The following is a 20,328-nucleotide window of genomic DNA, read 5'->3' on the forward strand; positions in this document are numbered from 1 at the left end:
TCTTTTTTACTCCTGACGCCCACCCAGAGAATTTACCCGACCAGCAACACTTTCAATGGCCGTTAATGCTCCCGCTGCTCCTGCTAGAATATCCTGTTCTTGTCCACCTAAGTAAAGCCGTCCAAAACTACCTACAGCTTGAACTTCAAGAATGTTAATCCTCGCTGCTTTCTCCGCTTCATTGGCAGCCAGTGCAGCGTAGGCAGCGGGCTCTACTTCTAATACATACAGCGTTTGACCTGCTAGTAGTAACTGTCCTCGGCGCGTGCGATTAATCAGTTGTGTTTGATAAGCATCGATATTGCGGATAATCTGACTAGAAATAACCCGCGGTTTCAGACATTCTTCTCTTCGGACTCCCAGTGCCGCCAAAATAGCTTGACCAGCAGCTCTGGTTTCGCCTTGGGAGCTAGAATGAACTTCTAATAGTCCGTATAGTCGTTCAACTACCAGTACTGCCGGACGGACAGAGGCAGATTTCAGGGCTATATCCGTAATTTTATTAATTTCGATACCAGGAGAGATTTCAATCCACAGTGATGTATCTCCTGGTAATGGTAAGAAGCCTTGGGCTACTGTTCCCATATATGCTGCATGTTGAGGTTGCAGGCTGTCGAGAAATACGAAACTGCGTAATTCTATGCCCAAGATTTTGCTCTCCAGTCGTGAGGGTAAAAGTTATCTATATACAAGATATAAGCGCCTAACTTGACAATATAGGGTATAAGGGAGCGCAAAATCCGTTAAACGGATCTACACCCGTGTGTCAAATCGCAATTATAGAAGCTAATGCTTATTTAGAAGACCATCGTCGTCTTGGGATAATATCTACTTTGCTCGGACGACATAATTTTTGTTTAACACAGCTGCTTTGTAAACATCTTGACCCTTTTAGATTACCTCAGTTTTACCTCAAATATTTCCCCAACATCTCCCAAATGAATATGGCTCTTTCTAGCTCAACTTGTTTTTCCTAAAGTATTTTCACAAACGTCCGTAACTTCCTCTCCCTATCCCTCCAATCAAGCAAATAAGCCTCTCCAAAAGCACTTAAACAGCTTGCCGTGCTTGGGAGAGGCTTGACGGACTTTTTTGACGCAATCGCCAATGTTCGAGAAAAGAGGCGATCGCGATTTTTCTGGTTGATTTATCAGGTACTGGGCAAGTCCCCTTCAGGTAAGATATTATCTATGCTGAGTACCCACGGTATACCTTTGTCAATTGGAGAACTGACAGTAATTTTAGCTCTATTGGCAAACTGTTTTAAGTAGTTAGCAAATTGGGGAACAGTTTTCATGATATTGCGATAACTTTCCATATTATTACAAATCACGATCAACGTCAAAACGCCACTATTGATTTGGAAATACCAATGACAACTCGATAACAAAATCCGTGTCATGCGATCGCACGTTAGGAAAAAGCTTTTTTTGGTTGCTTCTTCAAGCTGTCTGAATAGTATTTCACTCACCTTGATTGTTTTAGGTGAAGGCAAATCATCTGGATGTAAGCATGGTTGATTCATAAGATTTTGGCAGACTTCAAAAGTAACGAAGCTGCGGTGAAGATTGGTACTTTTGATTTTTTGGATGGAGATTGAATCTTGCAGAAAAATCAGGTTTACTAGTACCGCAAGGCGTAAATAAACATACCATTCAAAATGACGCGAAAGCCCGGAATACAATACTTTTGACTTTTGACTTCCGCGCAGCGGTACTAGGTTATTGTTCTTGAGTGACAATCCACAACAAGTCTAACCACAACTGGGGATAAGCTTGCTTAAGAGTTGAGAGGGGATCGCGCATCAAGTTATTGGCATTTAAGCAAACGACTTCAACTAGCCCCAAGTATTCTGCTACTTCTTTAAGTAGGTTTTTTTGTTCTACTACAGCACTAATTAGTCTATCAGGGCAATAAATACCAATGTATTTTGACTGACGGACGCATATTTTTATATTTACTCTTGTTAAGTGAGGATGAGGATTGATTATCTTCACATAACATTGGCTTAACAATTTCCATACCCGTGGGTGAGTGTGTTCAATAATTACATTAAATTGCTGAGCTAAGTCTTCTTCGGTAATCATTACTCTCTCCATTACTTTGTTGCCATCTATTGCATACTTTGGTAAATACCTAATTGATTGTGCAAAAAATCAAACAGCAATTATTCGCTGATGCTATGTGCATATTTACTTTAGTCAAATAGGTAATTTTTTGTCAGGGCAAAATTTACCCCAAAATGCGAAATTGCTTCGTATGTTTTCTACTGTTTGTATTACTCGCCTATCAAGCATCAAAGCTGAAACTAATCTCTAAAACTGTATTAAATATTACTATTTACCAATTAAATTGGTAAACTTTGATTGCTAGACAAATGCTCTGTTTATTGGAATTTGGGGCTTTTAAGCCAAGATAGCAGGTAAAAAGCAAACACCCGCAAAAATAATTTGCGTTTGGCAAGCAAATTGGCAATTTCTGTGATAGTCTTTTTATATGGGGAATCAAAACAGCGAAAGCACAAAAAGTCTTTAAAGAGAAATGATATAAACTCAAAGACAAGACTTTCGCCTTGGCAGATGTTTTGTTAAATCCGCTACGGCTTTTTAAAACTAAGAGACAAAGCCAATGAAGCAGGATAGTGACCTCCGTAATAACTTGAAGTCGATTAGAACTCGTTTAGGCATGAGCCAACAAGATTTGGCCAACATCGCTAATGTGACTCGTCAGACTATTAGTGGTGTAGAGTCGGGACAATATGCTCCCTCAGTAGCCATAACACTTCGTTTGGCCAAAGCGCTTGGCTGTCAAGTTGAGGATCTATTCTGGTTAGAGCGGGATTTACTTGAAATTGAAGCTGTTCTTGCCAAACCTGTTCCTAATGGTCAGCAACTGCGAGTTAGCATGGCTCGTGTGGGAGGAAAATGGATAGCTTATCCCTTGATTGGTAAGGATGCTTTTCGCCAAGATATGATTCCGGCTGATGGTGAGGGTGAGACTTGCACAGGTACAAATAAAATTCGAGTCCGTCTTTTAGACGATAATCTCGACACACTCCACAATACCGTTGTGATTGCTGGTTGTGCCCCTGTGATTTCACTATGGGCAAGAGCCACTGAACGCTGGCATCCCCAATTGCGAGTCCAATATAACTTCGCCAATAGCATGGCTGCATTGCACAGTCTATGCAAAGGTGAAGCGCACATCGCTGGGATGCATCTGTACGATCCTGAAACTAGTGAGTATAATACTCCCTTTGTTCGAGATGTTCTGGCTGGCAGGGAAGCAGTTTTGATTACCCTTGGTGTCTGGGAGGAGGGACTTTTATTGAAGTCAGGAAACCCAATGGGAATTAGAACAGTTACTGACTTAGTGGCTGGGGGAGCGACTATTGTCAACCGCGAAATAGGTTCCGGTAGTCGAATGCTTTTGGAACAAACACTCCAAAAAGAGCAGATACCGTTCGATGCTGTTCAGGGCTTTGATAATATACTCAAAACTCACCAAGATGTTGCCCAAGCTGTAGTCGAAGGAGTTGCTGATGCTGGTATGAGTACGGGATCTGTAGCTACCGCTTTTGGGCTGGGATTTATTCCTTTAAATCAGTCACGATATGATTTGGTGATTCTCAAGGAATATTTGGAAGAAGCATCTGTACAGCAGTTACTCAATACTTTGGGACATCGAATGGTTCACTCCCAATTTGAAATTCTCGGCGGTTACGATATCAGCAAAATCGGGGAAGTTGTCGCGACTGTTTAGAGTGGATTGCAATGGTTGGTTGTGTGGTTAAAGGAAAATTTGGCGTAAATTTAAATCCTGCTGCAACCACTCTTGAGGTATGAGCAACCTTCAGGGGATTACAACAACTGATAATGCTGAATTCATAATTCGGGTTGAATTTGAGTTTCCGGCTTGGAATCTGTAGCTTTCTTTTTTCCAATTGGTATAATACCAATTCAATTCATGACTGCAACATATCCTTAGGTAAGAAGCGATGAATTGCGTCTCTACAAATGGTCTATTTGTCGCTTTCTTTTTTCCAATTGGTATTACTACCGCTAGAAAAATCATTTGAGTGAGTGTCTGATAATACTTGCAATATTCCTTAAGTGATGTCTTATCGCTCTAGCCATTAGTCAGAAAAAACAATGACTAATGGCCAATGAAAACTGACCAAAACTTGAATATGTTCTTTCTTCGGACTCTTTTTGGTGTAGAACGAGCACCTCCAACAACGTTCTACATAAGGTCGTTGCTGTAATTTCACAGCGCGAGTACCTCCGGCACAATGTGTCAACGCCTGATCAACTGACAGACCCACCAAACAAACAATTGCAGGATAAATTATCATGTCCGACGAAAAAATTAGACAGATTGCTTTTTACGGTAAAGGTGGTATTGGTAAATCTACCACCTCCCAAAATACCCTAGCCGCTATGGCAGAAGTGGGTCAACGGATCTTGATTGTCGGATGTGACCCGAAAGCTGATTCCACCCGTTTGATTCTGCACTGTAAAGCTCAAACTACCGTGCTGCATTTAGCTGCTGAACGGGGCGCTGTAGAAGATATCGAACTTGAAGAAGTGGTGATTACTGGTTTCCGCGATATCAGATGCGTAGAGTCAGGTGGGCCAGAACCAGGTGTAGGTTGCGCCGGTCGGGGTATCATCACCGCTATTAACTTCCTTGAAGAAAACGGCGCTTATTCAGACGTAGATTTCGTATCCTACGACGTATTGGGCGACGTTGTGTGTGGTGGTTTTGCAATGCCAATTCGTGAAGGTAAAGCCCAAGAAATCTACATTGTTACTTCTGGTGAAATGATGGCGATGTTTGCAGCTAACAACATCGCTCGTGGGGTTCTCAAATATGCTCACACTGGTGGTGTACGTTTGGGTGGGCTAATTTGTAACAGCCGGAAAACTGACCGAGAAGACGAACTGATTAGCACTCTAGCAGCTAGATTAAGTACTCAGATGATTCACTTCGTCCCCCGTGACAATATTGTGCAACACGCCGAATTGCGTCGGATGACTGTAAACGAGTACGCACCCGACAGCAACCAAGCTAATCAATACCGTACACTAGCAGACAAGATTATCAACAATACAAATCTCGCTGTTCCTACACCCATCGAAATGGACGAGTTAGAAGAGTTGTTGATTGAGTTTGGTATTCTCGAAAGTGAAGAAAATGCTGCAAAAATGATTGCCACAGCTAATGCTCAAGAAGAAGCTACTAAAAAGCAAGAAGACGCTCAAGGTGAAGCATTAGAAGCATTGAAAAAAGGAAACGTAGAAATAGTTTCCGGTAGCGAGAAGAAATAAGGTTCTTGTTTAGACTTAAGTGCTAAACACAGAGTAAATATCAGGTGGGCAAAAATAGCCCACCCTCTCACCGAAATAGTGCTGTTAGCGGAAGCGGGGCGTTTAGCCCGTGCTGAGTAAAAAGTAAAATTAGACCGACTAAGCATCAAATTAGTTTTGAGTAGCGAATACCTCGGCTAAGAGTAGGAAGATTCATTAATACTACTTATTCATTACTTCTTACTCAGAACTCAACACTCATCACTCCTGAAAAATCCTTTAAAATGGAGGTAATCGAATAGCCAATCTTAACTTTTGTTTGTTTCAACTTCACCGTGCTAACACTATTTTCTCAAAGTCTACACAGCAACATTAATACTTTAATAGTCTAGTTAGTGTTTTTGTTTTCTCCTTCTCTAACCTAGTTGGTGTTTATGTTTTAGGGAATGGGAAATTCTTTTTCTCATTCCCTTTTATTTCATCCTTTAGATACACGATTAATAAATAAAAACCTATGAAAGCTTTTGGAAATTCTCTTAACATCTGATAACTTCTACCTATTGTCACCAAACCAATGAATCCCACCCCAGGAAAAATCAACGATTCGCTCAGTAACTCCAATTCTGAAGATGCTCCTCAGCAGCAGAAACAAAAGAAAAAAAAGTCCTCCACCCAATTACCCCAACCTGGAACTACTCAAGGGAGTTGTGCTTTTGATAGTGCAATGATTACCCTAGTACCAATCACCGATGCTGCTCATGTAGTTCACGGGCCAAGTGGCTGTGCTACCAGTATTTGGGGAAGTTACAACAGTCTCTCCTCTGGTTCGATGCTATACAAAATACGCTTTACCAGCGATATAGATGAGAACGATATCATCTTCGGTGGAGCTAAAAAGCTGTACAAAGGCATTTTAGAATTAACAAGACGGTACAAACCGACGGCGGTATTTGTTTACTCCACTTGCATCACCGCCCTGATTGGGGATGACATTGAGGGAGTTTGCAAAAATGCCACCGAGAAAACAGGAATACCTACTATCCCTGTACATTGTCCTGGATTCATTGGGAACCAAAATTTGGGCAACCGTGTTGCTGGTGAAGCAATGCTAGAACACGTTATTGGAACAGCTGAACCAGAGATTAGTACACCATACAACATCAACCTAATTGGTGAACATAATATCGCAGGTGCAATATGGAATGTTCTACCATTATTCGAGAAATTAGGTATCAAAGTTTTGGCAAAAATTACTGGCGATGCTGTCTACAAAGAAGTTTGCTATGCTCATCGTGCCCAACTTAACGTCATATTCTCCTCCAAAGCACTAATCAACGTGGCAAAAGGGATGGAAAAAAAATATGGCATTCCCTATATTGAAGAGTCTATCTATGGTATAGAATCAATCAATCAATGTTTAAGGAATATTGCGACAAAGTTAGGTAATTGTGATTTGCAGGAACGTACAGAAAAGTTAATTGTAGAAGAAACTGCTGCAATAGATGAAAAACTCGCTTTGTATATTACCCGATTACAAGGTAAGCGCATTATCCTTTCTATTGGAAGTTTTAAGAGTTGGTTGATTATCTTTGCTGCTAAGAAATTGGGGATGGAAGTTATTGCTATTAGTACTAAGGATAATACTGAGGAGGATAAAATTAGAGTCAAAAGTTTGTTGGCTCGAGATGGCATAATTTTAGAACAAAATACTCCTGAAGAAATTTTACAGATAATTAATGAAAATCAGGCTGATATGTTAATTGCTGATAAACGCCATCAAGATACCTCTCTCACAGCTAAAATTCCATTCCTAGATATTAATCAAGAACGCAACCATCCTTATGCAGGGTATATAGGAATCTTAGAGGTAGCACAAGAACTGTATGCCGCTTTTTACAACCCTGTGTGGGAGCAAGTATACCAGCCAGCCCCGTGGTCAGCAGAAAATTCTTCTGAGGAGAACATTTGATGGCAATTATTAGCGTTACAAGTACATCTGTTGCAGTTAATCCCCTAAAGCAAAGCCAAACTGTGGGTGCAGTATTAGCCTTTTTGGGGTTAAAGGGAATCATGCCTTTATTACACGGTTCTCAAGGTTGTACTGCTTTGACTAAGGCGGTATTGGTACAGCACTTCCGTCAGACGATTCCCCTTTCCAGTACAGCAATGACAGAAGTTGCAACCATTTTGGGTGGTGAGGAAAGAGTTGAACAAGCAATCTTGACTTTAGTGCAGAGATCCAAACCAGAAATTATTGGTCTTTGTAGCACTGGACTGGTGGAAACCAGAGGTGATGACATGGTACGTTTTGTCAAAGAGATTCGCCACCGTCATCCAGAACTAGATTATCTACCAATTGTGTTTGTCTCTACACCAGATTTCAAAGGTACATTACAGGATGGCTTTGCTGGTGCAGTTGAGAGTATAGTTAGGGAAATTCCTCAAAAAAGCTGCAAACAAGACGCTTGTCCTACACAAATTACTATTTTAGCTAGTTCTGCCTTCACACCAGGGGATATACAGGAAATCAAAGATATTGTCACCTCTTTTGGACTCGTACCTATTGTTGTACCTGACCTTTCTAGCTCACTAGATGCTCATATAGAAGATTCTTCTAGTGCTATTACAGCTAATGGTACGACTTTGGCACAGTTGCGCTCAATTGGCAATTCTGTATTCACTTTGGCACTAGGTGATAGTATGCGGGCTGCGGCGCAAATTTTGGAGCAAAGATTCAATATACCTTATGAAGTATTTGGTGAATTGACGGGGCTAACAGCAGTAGATAAATTTCTGCAAGCATTGGCGGATATTAGTGGTGTCAGAATACCAGAGAAATACCGCCGTCAACGCCGTCAGTTACAATATGTAATGTTGGAGAATCATTTTTACTTTGGTTGCAAGCGAGTTTCTTTGGCACTGGAACCAGATTTACTTTGGTCAACAGTTTCTTTTTTGCGATCGCTAGGAGTTGAGATTCACTCCGCAGTGACAACAACACGCTTTCCTCTGCTCGAAAAACTTCCGATTCCTAGCGTCACTATCGGCGATTTAGAAGACTTTGAGCAATTGGCGGTTGGGTCTGATTTACTAATTACCAACTCTCATGGAGTAGCGATCGCTCAACGCTTAAAAATTCCTCTTTACCGTCAAGGGATTCCCATTTTTGACTGCTTAGATCATTGTCAGTTCAGCAAAGTTGGCTATCGAGGTACTATGCAACTTTTATTTGATATAGGCAATCTGTTTTTAGAGCAGGAAACAAAGGTTAAGCATTAATATTAGTTATCATGCCTATGTTACCTTGAGTGACACAGACATTTTAAATAAAGATGAAAAGGTTTGTAAAGTGGTGTGTTGAGTTTTCTTGTTGGTGGAATATTCGCCAAAGTCGAAAGTCTCTTTTGTTTGTCGTTATGCTTACCTTAAGCACGATCGCTACGGTAATGTTGTCGTTCCCATTGAACGCCCAAATTAATCTGCCGTCAAAGCCAGCATCTGAATTAAGGGGAGTGTGGTTAACAAATATTGATAGTGATGTGTTATTTGAGCGCGATCGTTTGAAGAATGCCTTACAAACTCTTGATGAATTAAACTTTAACACCGTCTATCCTACGGTGTGGAATTGGGGTTATACACTTTATCCTAGTAAAGTTGCAGCCAAAGTTATTGGGCGATCGCTCGATCCCACACCTGGACTGCAAGGGCGAGATATGCTCAAAGAAATTGTCAGTGAGGGACATAAAAAAGGGTTAACCGTGATTCCCTGGTTTGAATTTGGCTTCATGGCTCCTGCTGATTCGCTTTTAGCTAAAAATCGTCCCCAATGGCTTACCAATCGCAGCAACGGTACACGGATTGTCAAAGAAGGCACACATGACAGGGTTTGGCTAAATCCCTTTCGCCCAGATGTGCAACAATTCATCCAAAATTTAATAGTTGAAATCGTCAAAAACTACGATATTGACGGCATTCAATTTGACGACCATTTTGGCTTGCCATCAGAATTAGGTTACGATGCCTACACAGTAGCGTTATACAAAAAAGAACACCGTGGTAAAGCTCCCTCTGTGAACCCTAAAGACCCGGAATGGGTACGTTGGAGAGCTAACAAAATTACCGACTTTATGAAGCGGGTATTTACAGCCATCAAAGCCACTAAAAAAGACTGTCTTGTTTCCGTTTCACCTAATCCTCAACGTCTTTCTTATGAATTCCTTTTAGCAGACTGGCAGAAATGGGAGCGGATGGGACTGATTGAAGAGTTGGTATTACAGGTATATAGTAAGGACTTGAATTTCTTTATCAGTGAATTAGAGTATCCAGAAGTCAAAGCAGCACAAACTCACATCCCTGTGAGTATCGGCATTTTAGCTGGTTTAAAAAACAGAGCAATACCCATACAACAGATTCAGACACGAGTGCAAAAAGTACGCAATCGCAACTTTGCCGGAGTTTCCTTCTTTTTCTATGAAACCCTATGGAACCTGAGCCAAGAAACAGCTATCAAGCGTCGGTCTGGCTTCCAGGAAATCTTCACCACACCAACGGCTTACCCGAATTTGCTCACAGGTTGGAAACCCTCTAGTTGATTTTTTTAACAACTAGAACTTACGCACCGCAATCAAATTGTGTCATTGCGATCGCGTAGCGTGCCTGAAAGGCATACGCAGCGATAGCTAAGAGTAGCAATCTTACGTTCTAAGTGCGTAAGTCCTAACAACTTGTCCATAAACACATCGCTTCACTAACTTAGCCAATTTGTCTTACCATCGCTCCTCCTTCCCCATTCAAACAGTAGACTTTGAATGGTTAGGTTCCTTTGAGGAGAGCTAGGAAAGATCAGAACTCCCACGAAATCGTACCCTGCACAGTGAATGGCTGACCGGGGAAAACACGCAGATTGTCACGGGTAGCCTCAAAGTAGTCCACATTAAATAAATTTTTAAAATTGATCTGTGTGCGTAACTGCCCTCGTTTATAGAAAATGGCAGCATCCGTAGTGACATAGCTGGGCACTTTAAAGGTATTTTCCAAATCACCCTGTCTGTCTCCTACAAAGAAAAATCCCACACCAAACCCTAAGCCTTGCATAGAACCTTTTTGAATTTCATAGCTTGTCCACAGGTTAATGGCATTCTCCGGCGTATTGTACAATCGATTACCTACTGGAAGGTTATTATCCTCTGTAATTCGGGCATCGGTGTAGGCATAGCCCGCAAAGATATTCCATCCTGGCAAAATCTCACCTGCCAGATTGAGTTCAATGCCTCGGCTACGCTGTTCTCCAATCTGAATCGAAAATTCACCTGGGGGTACACCGGGTCTAATGTCCTCTGTTAAGATATTGGATTTGGTCAGGTTGTAAAAGGCAAGGGTTGCAGAAAGTTTGTCACTGATATCTGCTTTGATTCCTACTTCGTATTGAGTCCCGCGTTCTGGTTGGAATAGATTGCCCTCAAAATCCGTTCCACTGTTTGGGGTAAAGGAGCGGCTGTAGCTAGCATAGAGGGAAATCGGCTCTATGGGTTGATAGACAATGCCAACACGAGGAGTGAAGGCATCATCCGCTTGACTGGATTCTGTGTTGGCAAGCTCATCTCGACTTGTAGAGGTGGAGATGTCAAACCGTCCACCCAGTAGTAACTTCAAATTATCAGTCAACGTCACCTGATCCTGAACATAAACCCCTAGTGCATCGGTTACAGAAGTACTACTAAATTTCTGGTCGAGAGGATCTAACGGTTGACCATACACTGGATTGAATAGGTCAAGCGATGGCGCAGTGCCAGAAACTCCACTCGAATCAATGACATCCGAGCGACTGAGATCGACTCCAAATAGTAATTGATGTTTAATTGAGCCAGTTGAGAATTTACCAATTATTATCATCAAATAACTCAACTGTAGGCAAGGCTTTCTCACCCATCACCGTCACTCGCACAGTATTCGCATCAATATTAGTAACTGTTATTTCACGAAGATCCGCTATTGGCTTGTCAGAGCGGAATGTGTATGACTTACCATTAGGCAAGCGCAATTGCGCGTTGGGAATATCAACAATAAAATTATTGCCAGTACTGCGATTTACCAGTTGCAACTGTTGCCCAAGGGAAGTTTGTAAAATCACCTCCACACCCTTATCGGTGGGATTTGCCTTGACTCCCGTAACTTGAACTATCTCTGCTGGTTGATTATTTCCAGATTCACTCTGAGACAGCCATTCTTTAACCGTCATCGCCGGACGTTGAAGGTTATGCACACGACGAATCGTAGCAATTGGTAACTCATTGCTTGCTGTTGAAACCTGATTAACGACTTCTGCCAATGTGGGTGGAACACCAAAAACGGAAACCACGCTTACGAGAAAGGATAGCGATCGCAGCCACAATTTCAACATCACTCACACAAAAACTGAGAAGAATTGTCAAAAACAGTACAGCATAATCTGGTGTGATTTCAAGGCGTTTTAGAGGCTAGACGGATTTTTTTTGAACGCTAGACGGATTTTTTCTGCTGGATCTGATATTCCTTGGGGGGTAAACCAAATTTTTTTCTAAAGGCTGCGGCAAAGTAACTTTGGTTAACAAACCCAACGGCTTTAGCGACCTCTGATACTTTCATGTTTTTTGTCTTTAAGAGGTGATGTGCTTGTTCTAGGCGATAGTGATGCAGGTAGCTAAATGCTGTTGTGCCAAAACAGGCACGAAATCCCTGCTTGAGGAGATAGTCATTTAAACCTACCTGTCGTGCTAATTCTATTAACGAAGGTGGATTATCTAACTGTTGCAATAAAATTTCTCTGGCAAGGTGAATTCTGTCTACCACATCTGGTTTCAGGGGGAGAGGGTTGCTGTTGCCATTTTGGATTTCAACTTCCTGTGCAACCAAGATTCCCATCAACTCCAAAACTTTGCCTTCTAGATACATCCGTTTAGCAGTACCCCTATAGGGACATTGCAAGATTTGTCTTGCTACAGTCTGCATGGCTTGTGTAGCAGTTCCAGAACGGCAGCAATACTCCTGATCAGACTGTCGAATCAACGATTGTAATTCTGACGGTGATTCCCCGTCTGGGTCGCCAACAAAGGAGCGCAGTAGTTGATTCGATACTTCAGGTTCTATTTCAAAACCCACACCTAGAGCGGGCTGTATACCACAATCTATTGTCTCTTTAGGAGCTAAACCACTCCCATAAAAAATGTATTGTCCATCACTGATCGCAGCAAGTTTATTCTGGGATTGTCCGGTAAAATTAAAGTTCCACTCAAAACCATGTTCGCGTTCAGGGGCTTGGATGATTAGGCGATCGCTCAGTTGTAAGTTGAGGATGCTCAATATCAAGCCCTCTCGCAACTCAATTTGTCGCAAATAACCCTGTCCCAAAGGTTGCGGGTATTTATAAACCACATCCATTGCATCATCAGGATCTGGGTGTTGAGAACGTTCGATTGTCTCCTGAAATAGTTCCCAATAGGCTTGCCATGAAATAGTGATAGTCATGCTGGCACTTCAATGCAGATAAAAAGCTTCAACTCTTAATAAAAAATTATCTTATTAAGCTCTCTTCATCTGATTTTAGTGCCATTCGACTCAGAACATTATCCTATTCCCAAACGCCCAGCCAAGGCGGGAGTTAGGGGTAGAAGCGTGGTAATCATCAAAAATAGAGCCAAAAGCCCCAAAGCGGCTCTAGCATCATCAGGTTCAGTGATTTCATTCAAACTGGGGCGTTCTTGATCCCGTTGCAATAAGAAAATGACGATCGCCCAGTACATGGCAATCATATTACCGAGAGACACTAGTGCCAGTAAAATTAAAGTTGCGATCGTTGCCCGTCGTGCGGTTTTGCGTCCATAAATCGCCTGCATAATCCGTCCACCATCTAGTTGTCCTGCGGGCATTAAGTTCAAAGCGGTGATAATTAACCCCAGCCAACCAATTATCACTAGGGGATGAACACTTACCAGGGATGATTGCAACGCCGAACCAAGGACAACTCGCGCCAAACTTCCCACCAAAATCGACCCTTGGAAAAACTGATTTGGCAATTGAAATAAACTACCTGGGTGCGAAAGCAGCAAGCCCGTTACCAGCATTACCAAAGAGACAATACCACCTGCGGCTGGCCCGGCTAAGGCAATATCAAATAATACTTTGCGGTTGGGCAATAGAGACTCAAAGCGAGTAATTGCACCAAAGGAGCCAATTTGCACTGCCGGTAGAAAGAAGGGCCAGCTAAGGCGAATTTGGTGACGCTGGGCAAGTAACCAATGACCGATTTCGTGAGCTACTAAAATCGAAAATATTCCAGTGCCTATGGGCAAAGCTTCTTGAAACCGACCTGGATTGCCAAAAAAATCAAAATTCAGCAGTAATCCCGCAGCTTCTAAATTAGTAGCAATAGTTGCTATCAACAGAATACCTGCAAAGACTTTTTGCGATAACAACATCGGCCGGGGATCGTTACGGCTTGGTAGGACAATTACCACAGGTCTGCCATCTGCATTTTCCACTAAAAACAGACGATAGCGATCGCCAAGGCGTTGCCGTAAACTTGCAGTTAGACGGTTGTGAGTTTCTTCTGGTTCTCCTCGCAAATTGCCTTTGAAAATAGCTCCATCTTGGTAGGCGATGGTTTCTGTGGCAAAAAATGTATCGATACCAAAAATGCCTTTAATTGCATTCAAGTCATCTTCCGGTATTGGTGGAATCTCCGCTTTCAGTTCTGCGACTGCTAATTGTGGAGAATTTGCTTCAGGTGAGTCAGCAGCAGCCAGTCTTTCGGTTGCGCGTTGCTTGAGGATGGCATCTTGCCCAGCTGCGCGTAACTGTCTGCTCAAATAGACGTACAATCCGGCGGATGTCACCACTAAGAACAATATACCCGCTATATTGATGTAAATCCCTACGGCAAACAATCCGAAAAACAAGAGCCAAGGAGTCATCAACACCACCGACTGTAACCAGGCTAAGATTCCCAGCTTACCAAAAGGTCTGGCGCGATAAAAGCCCCAGCCCAAAATGCCTAAAGCTACCAGTAGGATTGCTGCCAGAATAGAAGTTTCTGATAAAGTGAACATCTCCAAACCTTTGCTATTGAGACTAAGCCAGAACAAGTCCGGTATTGCAGATACACTTATTAATTTATAACGCCGCCTGTCGTCTGCCCAAATTATCCCGCTTAGCGTAGTGATAAAGCACAAAGTTTTGTAACAATTATGGTTGGTTTGTGTAAAAGTCGCGATCAATACATGAGATATAGATGAATTTGCAACTTAGTACGTTCTGATTCGAGGTCTTTTATGAGTAATAACTGGAGAAAACAACTAGATGAACAACTTAAAGACTTAGCGATCGCAGCCCAACAATACACACACCTAACTAAGGAAAAGCGAATAGCCTTAACACGTTTGATTAATGCTATTTGGCAATCAGGTAAGCTTGTTCGTCCTTATAAAGGTCAATTTCAACTACTTTATCAAGATATCTATGATGAAGCAGTACAAAATTTATTTTTCTATCTTTGTCAAGATAACAATATTAATAAGTATGACCCAGAACGTGGTGAAGTGATGATTTGGATAAATATGCTATTAACTAAACGTTTTTTTCCAGAGGCTATACCCAAAATTATCGGCAAAGAAAATGAAATAAATATCGAAAACTCTCATTTGGAAAATATACCCTCCTCTCAATCTATATCTTTATTTGAACAAGTAAGAGAATGTATAGAAACTGACCCAGAATTAATTTTTTGCAAGGAACATATCAAAGGTCATCCAGAGGCAAATTTTCAAGCTATAGCAAAAAGAAGGTGTTCTGGCATTTCCTGGAAAGAGATTTCGGCAGAATGGGGTATTGGAATCACATCTCTTCATAGTTTTTACCAACGTTGTTTAAAAAAATTTGCTACTAAATTTCATGAATATTTATATGTTTAATGTTTCATATCATCTAATCAGCTAGGCAAAAATATGAGCAAAATCATCAACGTTTTAACATTTTCAGCACCAATACCTGTGGATGGAAGACATCGAGCAGAAGAGTTACGCAGACAACAAGCCACGCAAGCAAAAGGCGAACAAGTTTATCTCAATACTTTGTCTGTGTCTTTCGTAAATTATTATCTATGTTGCATGGGATTTGAGACAGACTTGAATAAAAGTGATAGTTGGAATGTCATCCAACAGACACTTATGGATATTGCTGATTTGTCGCTAAAAAACTTAGGCTTATTAGAATGTCGTCCAGTATTGTCAGATGCACAATTTGTTTATGTGCCGCCGGAAGTACAGTCAAATCGAATTGGCTATGTAGCTGTGCAAATTGGCAAATCATTTAGAGAAGCAACGCTGCTGGGATTTGTCAAGCAAGTACAAACTGATTTATTACCCATTAACCAATTACAACCTTTAGACAATCTCTTGGAGTATTTAGAAGAACTTTCTCAATTACAGGTTGCTGAAATAGCCGATAATTCACTGGACTATAATCATAATTTAGTTAATTTGAAGCAATGGTTGGAGAATATTTTTGAAGCTGGTTGGCAAGAGGTTGAGACTCTTTTGGGCACTCAAAGTGTCAATTCAGCTTGGAGTCTAAGAAGTAGCAATGGTGCTTTTCTTAGTCGGGGTAAGTTGATTGATTTAGGAGAGTTGTTGAGCAAACGTGCAGTGGTTTTAGTCGTTACCTTACCTCCAGATAACGAGGAAGAAATAGACATTATCGTAGAATTACATCCGACAAATGGACAAGATTATCTGCCACCAAATCTTCATCTAATGGTGCTAGATTTTGAAGGAGCATCTGTAATAGAAGCTCAAACAAGAAGCAGCAATAAAAATATTCAATTGGAATTTAGTTGTGAAGTGGGAGAACGTTTCAGCGTTAAACTTGTTCTGGGAGATATCAGCATCACAGAAAATTTTGTCATTTGTTAAGAAAAACAGCAGGGGTACTGCCAATGAGAAAGTTAGTTGTGCTGAAGCTAGATGGCGATTTGCACTTAGGCGTGCAGGTAACGCTGGAGATTGGAGAAGAGGGCAAACGCCCGACTACAGAAATTACTGGCAAGCTACCCTCCAATCTAGATATGGCAACAGCAATTGACCAATGGCAATCCACATATCGCAGCTTGTGGAAATTTACCCGCATCAAAGCCAAAAAAATTATTTACGATGGTTCTATTTCCCAGCGACGTCAGGAGTGCAATACAAAAGCTAGTGAGGTGCGGGAGCATCTGAATAACTGGTTGTTATCAGAATCTTTTCGTCCCGTGCGGGAAAAATGGCTCAAACACTTGATGCCAGATGAAGAAGTGCGGGTGTTGATTCGCACTCATTGTTTGCAACTCAAAAAACTTCCCTGGCATTTGTGGGATTTGATAGATCGAGATTACCCGAAAGCTGAAGTTGTTCTCAGTGTTCCAGAATCAGAACCAGTAACAGCCACATTGCAGACATCCATAAGCAGAAATAAAATTAGAATTTTGGCACTTTTAGGCAATAGTGACGGTATTGATGTAGAGCAAGACCGCCAGTTATTAGAGAAATTACCTGGTGTGACTACAACTTTTTTAGTAGAACCTGAATATTCAGACATCGACGACAAATTGTGGAAACAACCTTGGAATATCTTATTTTTTGCAGGTCATAGCAACAGTGAGGGTGAAGCTGGTTGCATTTATATTAATAAAACAGATAAATTAACAATTGATGAACTCAGATATGCCCTGAGAAATGCTGTTGCCAACGGGTTACAATTGGCAATTTTCAACTCTTGTGATGGATTAGGATTAGCGCGAGAACTACAAGATTTACAGATTCCCCAAATTATTGTCATGCGGGAACCAGTACCAGATAAGGTAGCTCAAAAATTTTTAAAGCATTTTCTAGAGGTTTTTTCATCAGGACAATCTATATATGCTGCGGTTCGCACTGCTAGACAAAGGCTCAAAGGAATAGAAAAGGAATATCCCGGTGCAAGTTGGTTGCCAGTAATTAGCGAACATCATACTGTAGTACCAATGACTTGGGCAAAGCCGCGAATTCCCAACATTCGCCGCCTTGGAAGCTTGCTACTGTTGAGCTTACTGATAACTGTTGGTGTACTGGGGGTAAGACATCAAGGAGGATTGCAAACATGGGAGTTGCTCTTATATGACAAATTTATGCGATCGCGTCCACAGGAAAAGCAAGATTCACGCCTATTGATCGTCACTGTAACTGAAGACGATCTTGACCTCCCAGAGCAGAAGCAAAGAAGTGGCTCACTGTCAAATCTTGCACTGGCGCGACTGTTAGATAAACTTGCACAGTACAAAGCGCGAACCATTGGCTTGGATATTTATCGTGATGAACCGGTACAACCCAACCAGTCCTCTTTAACCACTCGTTGGAAAACTGATGACAATTTCTTTGCAATTTGCAAAGTTAGCGATCGCACCCAAAACTATCCTGGAGTTTCACCCCCAAAAGGAGTTCCACCAGAACGCCAAGGATTTAGTGATATTGTTCTAGACTCAGACAATGTTTTGCGTCGTCATTTATTGGCAATAGGGCCAGCTGACCCAACGTCTCCTTGTACTACACAGTATGCCCTGAATGCCCAACTGGCATTTCACTATTTGAAGAAGAAAAAAGGGATTATTGCGAAATATCCCCAAGGAGATTTGCAGCTAGGTAACATCGTTTTCAAACGGTTGCGATCGCAGATGGGAGGTTATCAAAAAGTGGATATAGGGGGCTATCAAATATTGCTTAACTACCGCTCTTACCAAGGTTCACCTTTAGAAATTGCCCCTAAAGTCACACTCACAGATGTTCTTAGAGGAAAAGTCAACCCCGAACAAGTCAAAGACCGAATTGTTCTCATTGGTACTACTGCCCAAAGCTTCCGTGATTATAGTCCTACCCCCTACATGACCGAACAGGGTTTTTCTCAGGAAGTACCAGGAGTGATTCTACAAGCGCAAATGGTGAGTCAGATCGTGAGTGCTGCGCTTGATGGCCGACCTTTGATATCAGTTTTACCTGTTTGGGTTGAAGTGTTATGGATTTGGAGTTGGTCTGTAGTTGGAAGTGCGTTCGGCGCAGCCGTGTCGCAGACACTCGGCTACGCTGTATCGCAGTCAATCACTTGGCGCTATCGATCAAGACTATATCTATTAGTAACGGCAGGAGGCGTACTTGGAGGCTTATACATTCTTTGCTTAATTTTCTTTGATCAGGGCATTTGGGTTCCTTTAGTTCCGTCAACCTTAGTTTTAGTGCTTACTGGTAGCACAGTAGTGATTTACCTATCTACACAACAAGGTCAGCGACAACTGATTTCTACAACTTGAGGCATAAAATAAATGAAATTATCTGTGCAAAAGATTCAACTTTTCCTCGCCATTAGTTTATCACTCCTTAGCTGTATGCAAGTGCAGGCACAGCCTGAAAACCCCAAAGGACAAATAAATCAATCACTGATTTTCGCTGCGCCGCCCCCACCACCAGACATCGGCGAACCAGGGAAGCGAGGAGAAGCAGGTAGCCGTGGCTGTAGTCAGGATATAAATAAGCCCATGACTTCTTCTCAAAAGCGGCTCACAGCTTTAGTACCTATTTATTCAAACTCAGAATTGGTGTTTGGAACAACGATCGCAGAGCATCCTAGTTTCTTATTCTATGTTCCTTATGCATCCGACTTTGCAACTGGAGAGTTTGTGCTAGAAGATGAAGCAGAACATCAGACTACTTACAAAACTTCTTTAACGGGGACACCAGGAGTTGTTAGCTTTCGTTTGCCCTCAAAAGCAGCACCTTTAGAGATAGGTAAGCGGTATCGTTGGTATTTTAACATCTACTGTCAGAAGGATAACCAACCTTTTGCTTATGTTGAAGGCTATGTAAAACGGGAGCAACTAAAGCCTACTTTGAAAACTCAATTGGAAAAAGCAACACCACGCCAGCAAGTAAACCTTTATGCGGCTAATGGTATTTGGTATGATGCGTTGAGCGTTGCTAGTGAATTGCGTCGCCCCAATTCGCAAAATACTTCTTGGACGGCGTTGTTGCAAGCTGTTGGTTTAAATGATTTTGCAACTGAACCAAAAGTAGAGTGCTGCAATTTAGAGAATTAGGGCGTTGCATAGTTGCGAGATAAATCCTGCAACTATGCAACGCCAGAATTAGCAGTAAAGAGCGATCGCCTTTCGAGAAAAGTCAGCGATGCTCTATGCTTACTTAATGGTTAAGTTGATTAACTTGCAGCCGCAACTGACTTTTTACGGTTAGAACGCTTGCGCTCTGATTTTTTCTTTAGTCCAACTGCTTGAGCTTGATCGCTGTCTGACCCATACTGCCCGCGCACAACTTCTTTCATCGCTAATACAGCATTGTGAAATTCCCATTCTGCTAATCGCGCAGCATCAGAGGCAGCACGGTATAAAGTTAGTTTCTCGATTTCGGCTTGTTGAAAACTCAACATAGTTTGATAAGCTTGCTGTAAGTTTGCAGCAGAGGCATCAGCACGGGTTGTATTGTATGTGCTGATGGTTTGAAAACCGTGCAATGAAGTAATATCTTGACTAATTGATTGAGGAGGCAAACGGCGTGTTGTATCTTGGGTAGGCATAGATGTATACCGTAATAAAGTATACATTTAATATGCCCATTACAACTCTAAAGCTAACAGGAGGCTTTTACAGCTATTTTCGGGTAAATGTACCACATCTTTTTTATCTCACGCAAAGCCGCTCCAAGCGCACAGAGGAATCAAGAGTGTGGTCTAAAAACATGAAAACTGCTGTAAATTATGCAAGCCGATGCAATGGCATTGTCAGGCGATACAATCGCATTGTAAATCGATGCAATGGCATTGTCAGGCGATGCGATCGCATTGTAAATTGATACAATCGCATTGTAAATCGATGCAATGGCGTTGTCAGCCGCAACAATGGCATTGTCAGTTGATGCAATGGCATTGTAGTCCGATGAAAAAAACCCAGATTACAATCTGACGAATCTTAAAT

The 20,328-nt window shown here is 41.8% G+C and carries 17 protein-coding genes and 1 pseudogene; 9 read left to right on the forward strand and 9 right to left on the reverse strand.

The window, feature by feature from the left end; translation table 11 throughout:
- Positions 1-6: 6 nt before the first annotated feature.
- From V7K56_RS26210 to V7K56_RS26220, 3 genes are all read right to left on the reverse strand, one after another.
- Complete coding sequence (locus V7K56_RS26210; RefSeq protein WP_334915109.1) at positions 7-648, reverse strand: hypothetical protein; 642 nt, start codon at positions 646-648, stop codon at positions 7-9.
- A gap of 502 nt (positions 649-1,150) precedes the next feature.
- Positions 1,151-1,525 (reverse strand): hypothetical protein, encoded by a 375-nt coding sequence (locus V7K56_RS26215; protein WP_334915111.1) that lies wholly within the window; start codon positions 1,523-1,525, stop codon positions 1,151-1,153.
- A 196-nt stretch (positions 1,526-1,721) separates the two neighbouring features.
- Positions 1,722-2,087 carry a hypothetical protein gene (locus tag V7K56_RS26220; RefSeq protein ID WP_334915113.1) on the reverse strand — a complete coding sequence of 122 codons (366 nt, stop codon included), beginning with the start codon at positions 2,085-2,087 and terminating at the stop codon, positions 1,722-1,724.
- Between the two features lie 541 nt (positions 2,088-2,628).
- Here V7K56_RS26220 and V7K56_RS26225 point away from each other — a divergent pair.
- The 5 genes from V7K56_RS26225 to V7K56_RS26245 all read left to right on the forward strand — a co-directional run bounded on the left by V7K56_RS26225 (position 2,629) and on the right by V7K56_RS26245 (position 9,901).
- On the forward strand, positions 2,629-3,762 hold the full coding sequence (locus tag V7K56_RS26225; protein WP_334915115.1) for a substrate-binding domain-containing protein: 1,134 nt from the start codon (positions 2,629-2,631) through the stop codon (positions 3,760-3,762).
- A 590-nt stretch (positions 3,763-4,352) separates the two neighbouring features.
- A complete protein-coding gene (nifH, locus tag V7K56_RS26230; protein WP_334915117.1) occupies positions 4,353-5,330 on the forward strand; it encodes a nitrogenase iron protein in 978 nt (325 codons plus the stop codon).
- Between the two features lie 553 nt (positions 5,331-5,883).
- Positions 5,884-7,278, forward strand: a complete 1,395-nt coding sequence (gene nifE, locus V7K56_RS26235; RefSeq protein WP_334915119.1) for a nitrogenase iron-molybdenum cofactor biosynthesis protein NifE — start codon at positions 5,884-5,886, stop codon at positions 7,276-7,278.
- On the forward strand, positions 7,278-8,588 hold the full coding sequence (gene nifN, locus V7K56_RS26240; protein ID WP_334915122.1) for a nitrogenase iron-molybdenum cofactor biosynthesis protein NifN: 1,311 nt from the start codon (positions 7,278-7,280) through the stop codon (positions 8,586-8,588). Before nifE ends, nifN begins: the two co-directional genes overlap by 1 nt.
- 53 nt (positions 8,589-8,641) lie before the next feature.
- The gene (locus V7K56_RS26245; protein WP_334915124.1) at positions 8,642-9,901 is read left to right on the forward strand and encodes a glycoside hydrolase family 10 protein; all 1,260 of its coding nucleotides are present in this window, start codon (positions 8,642-8,644) and stop codon (positions 9,899-9,901) included.
- Between the two features lie 250 nt (positions 9,902-10,151).
- Here V7K56_RS26245 and V7K56_RS26250 read toward each other — a convergent pair.
- From V7K56_RS26250 to V7K56_RS26260, 4 genes and pseudogenes are all read right to left on the reverse strand, one after another.
- Positions 10,152-11,195: pseudogene (locus V7K56_RS26250) on the reverse strand (TonB-dependent siderophore receptor); the annotation flags it as partial.
- Complete coding sequence (locus tag V7K56_RS37250; RefSeq protein WP_442940183.1) at positions 11,185-11,709, reverse strand: AMIN domain-containing protein; 525 nt, start codon at positions 11,707-11,709, stop codon at positions 11,185-11,187. The pseudogene V7K56_RS26250 and the gene V7K56_RS37250, both read right to left, overlap by 11 nt.
- Positions 11,710-11,807: 98 nt before the next feature.
- The gene (locus V7K56_RS26255; protein ID WP_334915126.1) at positions 11,808-12,812 is read right to left on the reverse strand and encodes a helix-turn-helix domain-containing protein; all 1,005 of its coding nucleotides are present in this window, start codon (positions 12,810-12,812) and stop codon (positions 11,808-11,810) included.
- A 98-nt stretch (positions 12,813-12,910) separates the two neighbouring features.
- Positions 12,911-14,392: a site-2 protease family protein gene (locus V7K56_RS26260; RefSeq protein WP_334915128.1), complete on the reverse strand. Its 1,482-nt coding sequence runs from the start codon at positions 14,390-14,392 to the stop codon at positions 12,911-12,913.
- A 222-nt stretch (positions 14,393-14,614) separates the two neighbouring features.
- Here V7K56_RS26260 and V7K56_RS26265 point away from each other — a divergent pair, with 222 nt between their 5' ends.
- From V7K56_RS26265 to V7K56_RS26280, 4 genes are read left to right on the forward strand one after another with little or no spacing between them, the layout of a single operon-like run.
- Positions 14,615-15,253, forward strand: a complete 639-nt coding sequence (locus V7K56_RS26265) for a sigma-70 family RNA polymerase sigma factor (RefSeq protein ID WP_334915130.1) — start codon at positions 14,615-14,617, stop codon at positions 15,251-15,253.
- A 33-nt stretch (positions 15,254-15,286) separates the two neighbouring features.
- Positions 15,287-16,252 (forward strand): DUF1822 family protein, encoded by a 966-nt coding sequence (locus V7K56_RS26270; protein ID WP_334915132.1) that lies wholly within the window; start codon positions 15,287-15,289, stop codon positions 16,250-16,252.
- Positions 16,253-16,275: 23 nt separating this feature from the next.
- Positions 16,276-18,654, forward strand: a complete 2,379-nt coding sequence (locus V7K56_RS26275) for a CHASE2 domain-containing protein (protein WP_334915134.1) — start codon at positions 16,276-16,278, stop codon at positions 18,652-18,654.
- A gap of 12 nt (positions 18,655-18,666) precedes the next feature.
- Entirely contained in the window at positions 18,667-19,437 is a 771-nt protein-coding gene (locus tag V7K56_RS26280; RefSeq protein ID WP_334915136.1) for a DUF928 domain-containing protein, read from the forward strand.
- 119 nt (positions 19,438-19,556) lie between these two features.
- Here V7K56_RS26280 and V7K56_RS26285 read toward each other — a convergent pair whose 3' ends face one another.
- Positions 19,557-19,931, reverse strand: coding sequence for a hypothetical protein (locus V7K56_RS26285; protein WP_334915138.1), 375 nt, complete (start codon positions 19,929-19,931; stop codon positions 19,557-19,559).
- Between the two features lie 178 nt (positions 19,932-20,109).
- Positions 20,110-20,280, reverse strand: coding sequence for a hypothetical protein (locus V7K56_RS26290; protein WP_334915141.1), 171 nt, complete (start codon positions 20,278-20,280; stop codon positions 20,110-20,112).
- Positions 20,281-20,328 lie beyond the last annotated feature (48 nt).

Origin of the sequence: Nostoc sp. (assembly GCF_036917535.1) — a bacterium.
Lineage (GTDB): Bacteria > Cyanobacteriota > Cyanobacteriia > Cyanobacteriales > Nostocaceae > Nostoc.

Bases quoted from the DNA above. Each gene is read 5' to 3' on its own strand.
- V7K56_RS26260 (WP_334915128.1), bottom strand. From the start codon at position 14,392: ATGTTCACTTTATCAGAAACTTCTATTCTGGCAGCAATCCTACTGGTA.
- V7K56_RS37250 (WP_442940183.1), bottom strand. From the start codon at position 11,709: ATGTTGAAATTGTGGCTGCGATCGCTATCCTTTCTCGTAAGCGTGGTT.
- nifH (WP_334915117.1), top strand. From the start codon at position 4,353: ATGTCCGACGAAAAAATTAGACAGATTGCTTTTTACGGTAAAGGTGGT.
- V7K56_RS26285 (WP_334915138.1), bottom strand. From the start codon at position 19,931: ATGCCTACCCAAGATACAACACGCCGTTTGCCTCCTCAATCAATTAGT.
- V7K56_RS26280 (WP_334915136.1), top strand. From the start codon at position 18,667: ATGAAATTATCTGTGCAAAAGATTCAACTTTTCCTCGCCATTAGTTTA.
- nifE (WP_334915119.1), top strand. From the start codon at position 5,884: ATGAATCCCACCCCAGGAAAAATCAACGATTCGCTCAGTAACTCCAAT.
- V7K56_RS26220 (WP_334915113.1), bottom strand. From the start codon at position 2,087: ATGATTACCGAAGAAGACTTAGCTCAGCAATTTAATGTAATTATTGAA.
- nifN (WP_334915122.1), top strand. From the start codon at position 7,278: ATGGCAATTATTAGCGTTACAAGTACATCTGTTGCAGTTAATCCCCTA.
- V7K56_RS26275 (WP_334915134.1), top strand. From the start codon at position 16,276: ATGAGAAAGTTAGTTGTGCTGAAGCTAGATGGCGATTTGCACTTAGGC.
- V7K56_RS26225 (WP_334915115.1), top strand. From the start codon at position 2,629: ATGAAGCAGGATAGTGACCTCCGTAATAACTTGAAGTCGATTAGAACT.
- V7K56_RS26255 (WP_334915126.1), bottom strand. From the start codon at position 12,812: ATGACTATCACTATTTCATGGCAAGCCTATTGGGAACTATTTCAGGAG.
- V7K56_RS26245 (WP_334915124.1), top strand. From the start codon at position 8,642: ATGAAAAGGTTTGTAAAGTGGTGTGTTGAGTTTTCTTGTTGGTGGAAT.
- V7K56_RS26290 (WP_334915141.1), bottom strand. From the start codon at position 20,280: ATGCCATTGCATCAACTGACAATGCCATTGTTGCGGCTGACAACGCCA.
- V7K56_RS26270 (WP_334915132.1), top strand. From the start codon at position 15,287: ATGAGCAAAATCATCAACGTTTTAACATTTTCAGCACCAATACCTGTG.
- V7K56_RS26215 (WP_334915111.1), bottom strand. From the start codon at position 1,525: ATGAATCAACCATGCTTACATCCAGATGATTTGCCTTCACCTAAAACA.
- V7K56_RS26265 (WP_334915130.1), top strand. From the start codon at position 14,615: ATGAGTAATAACTGGAGAAAACAACTAGATGAACAACTTAAAGACTTA.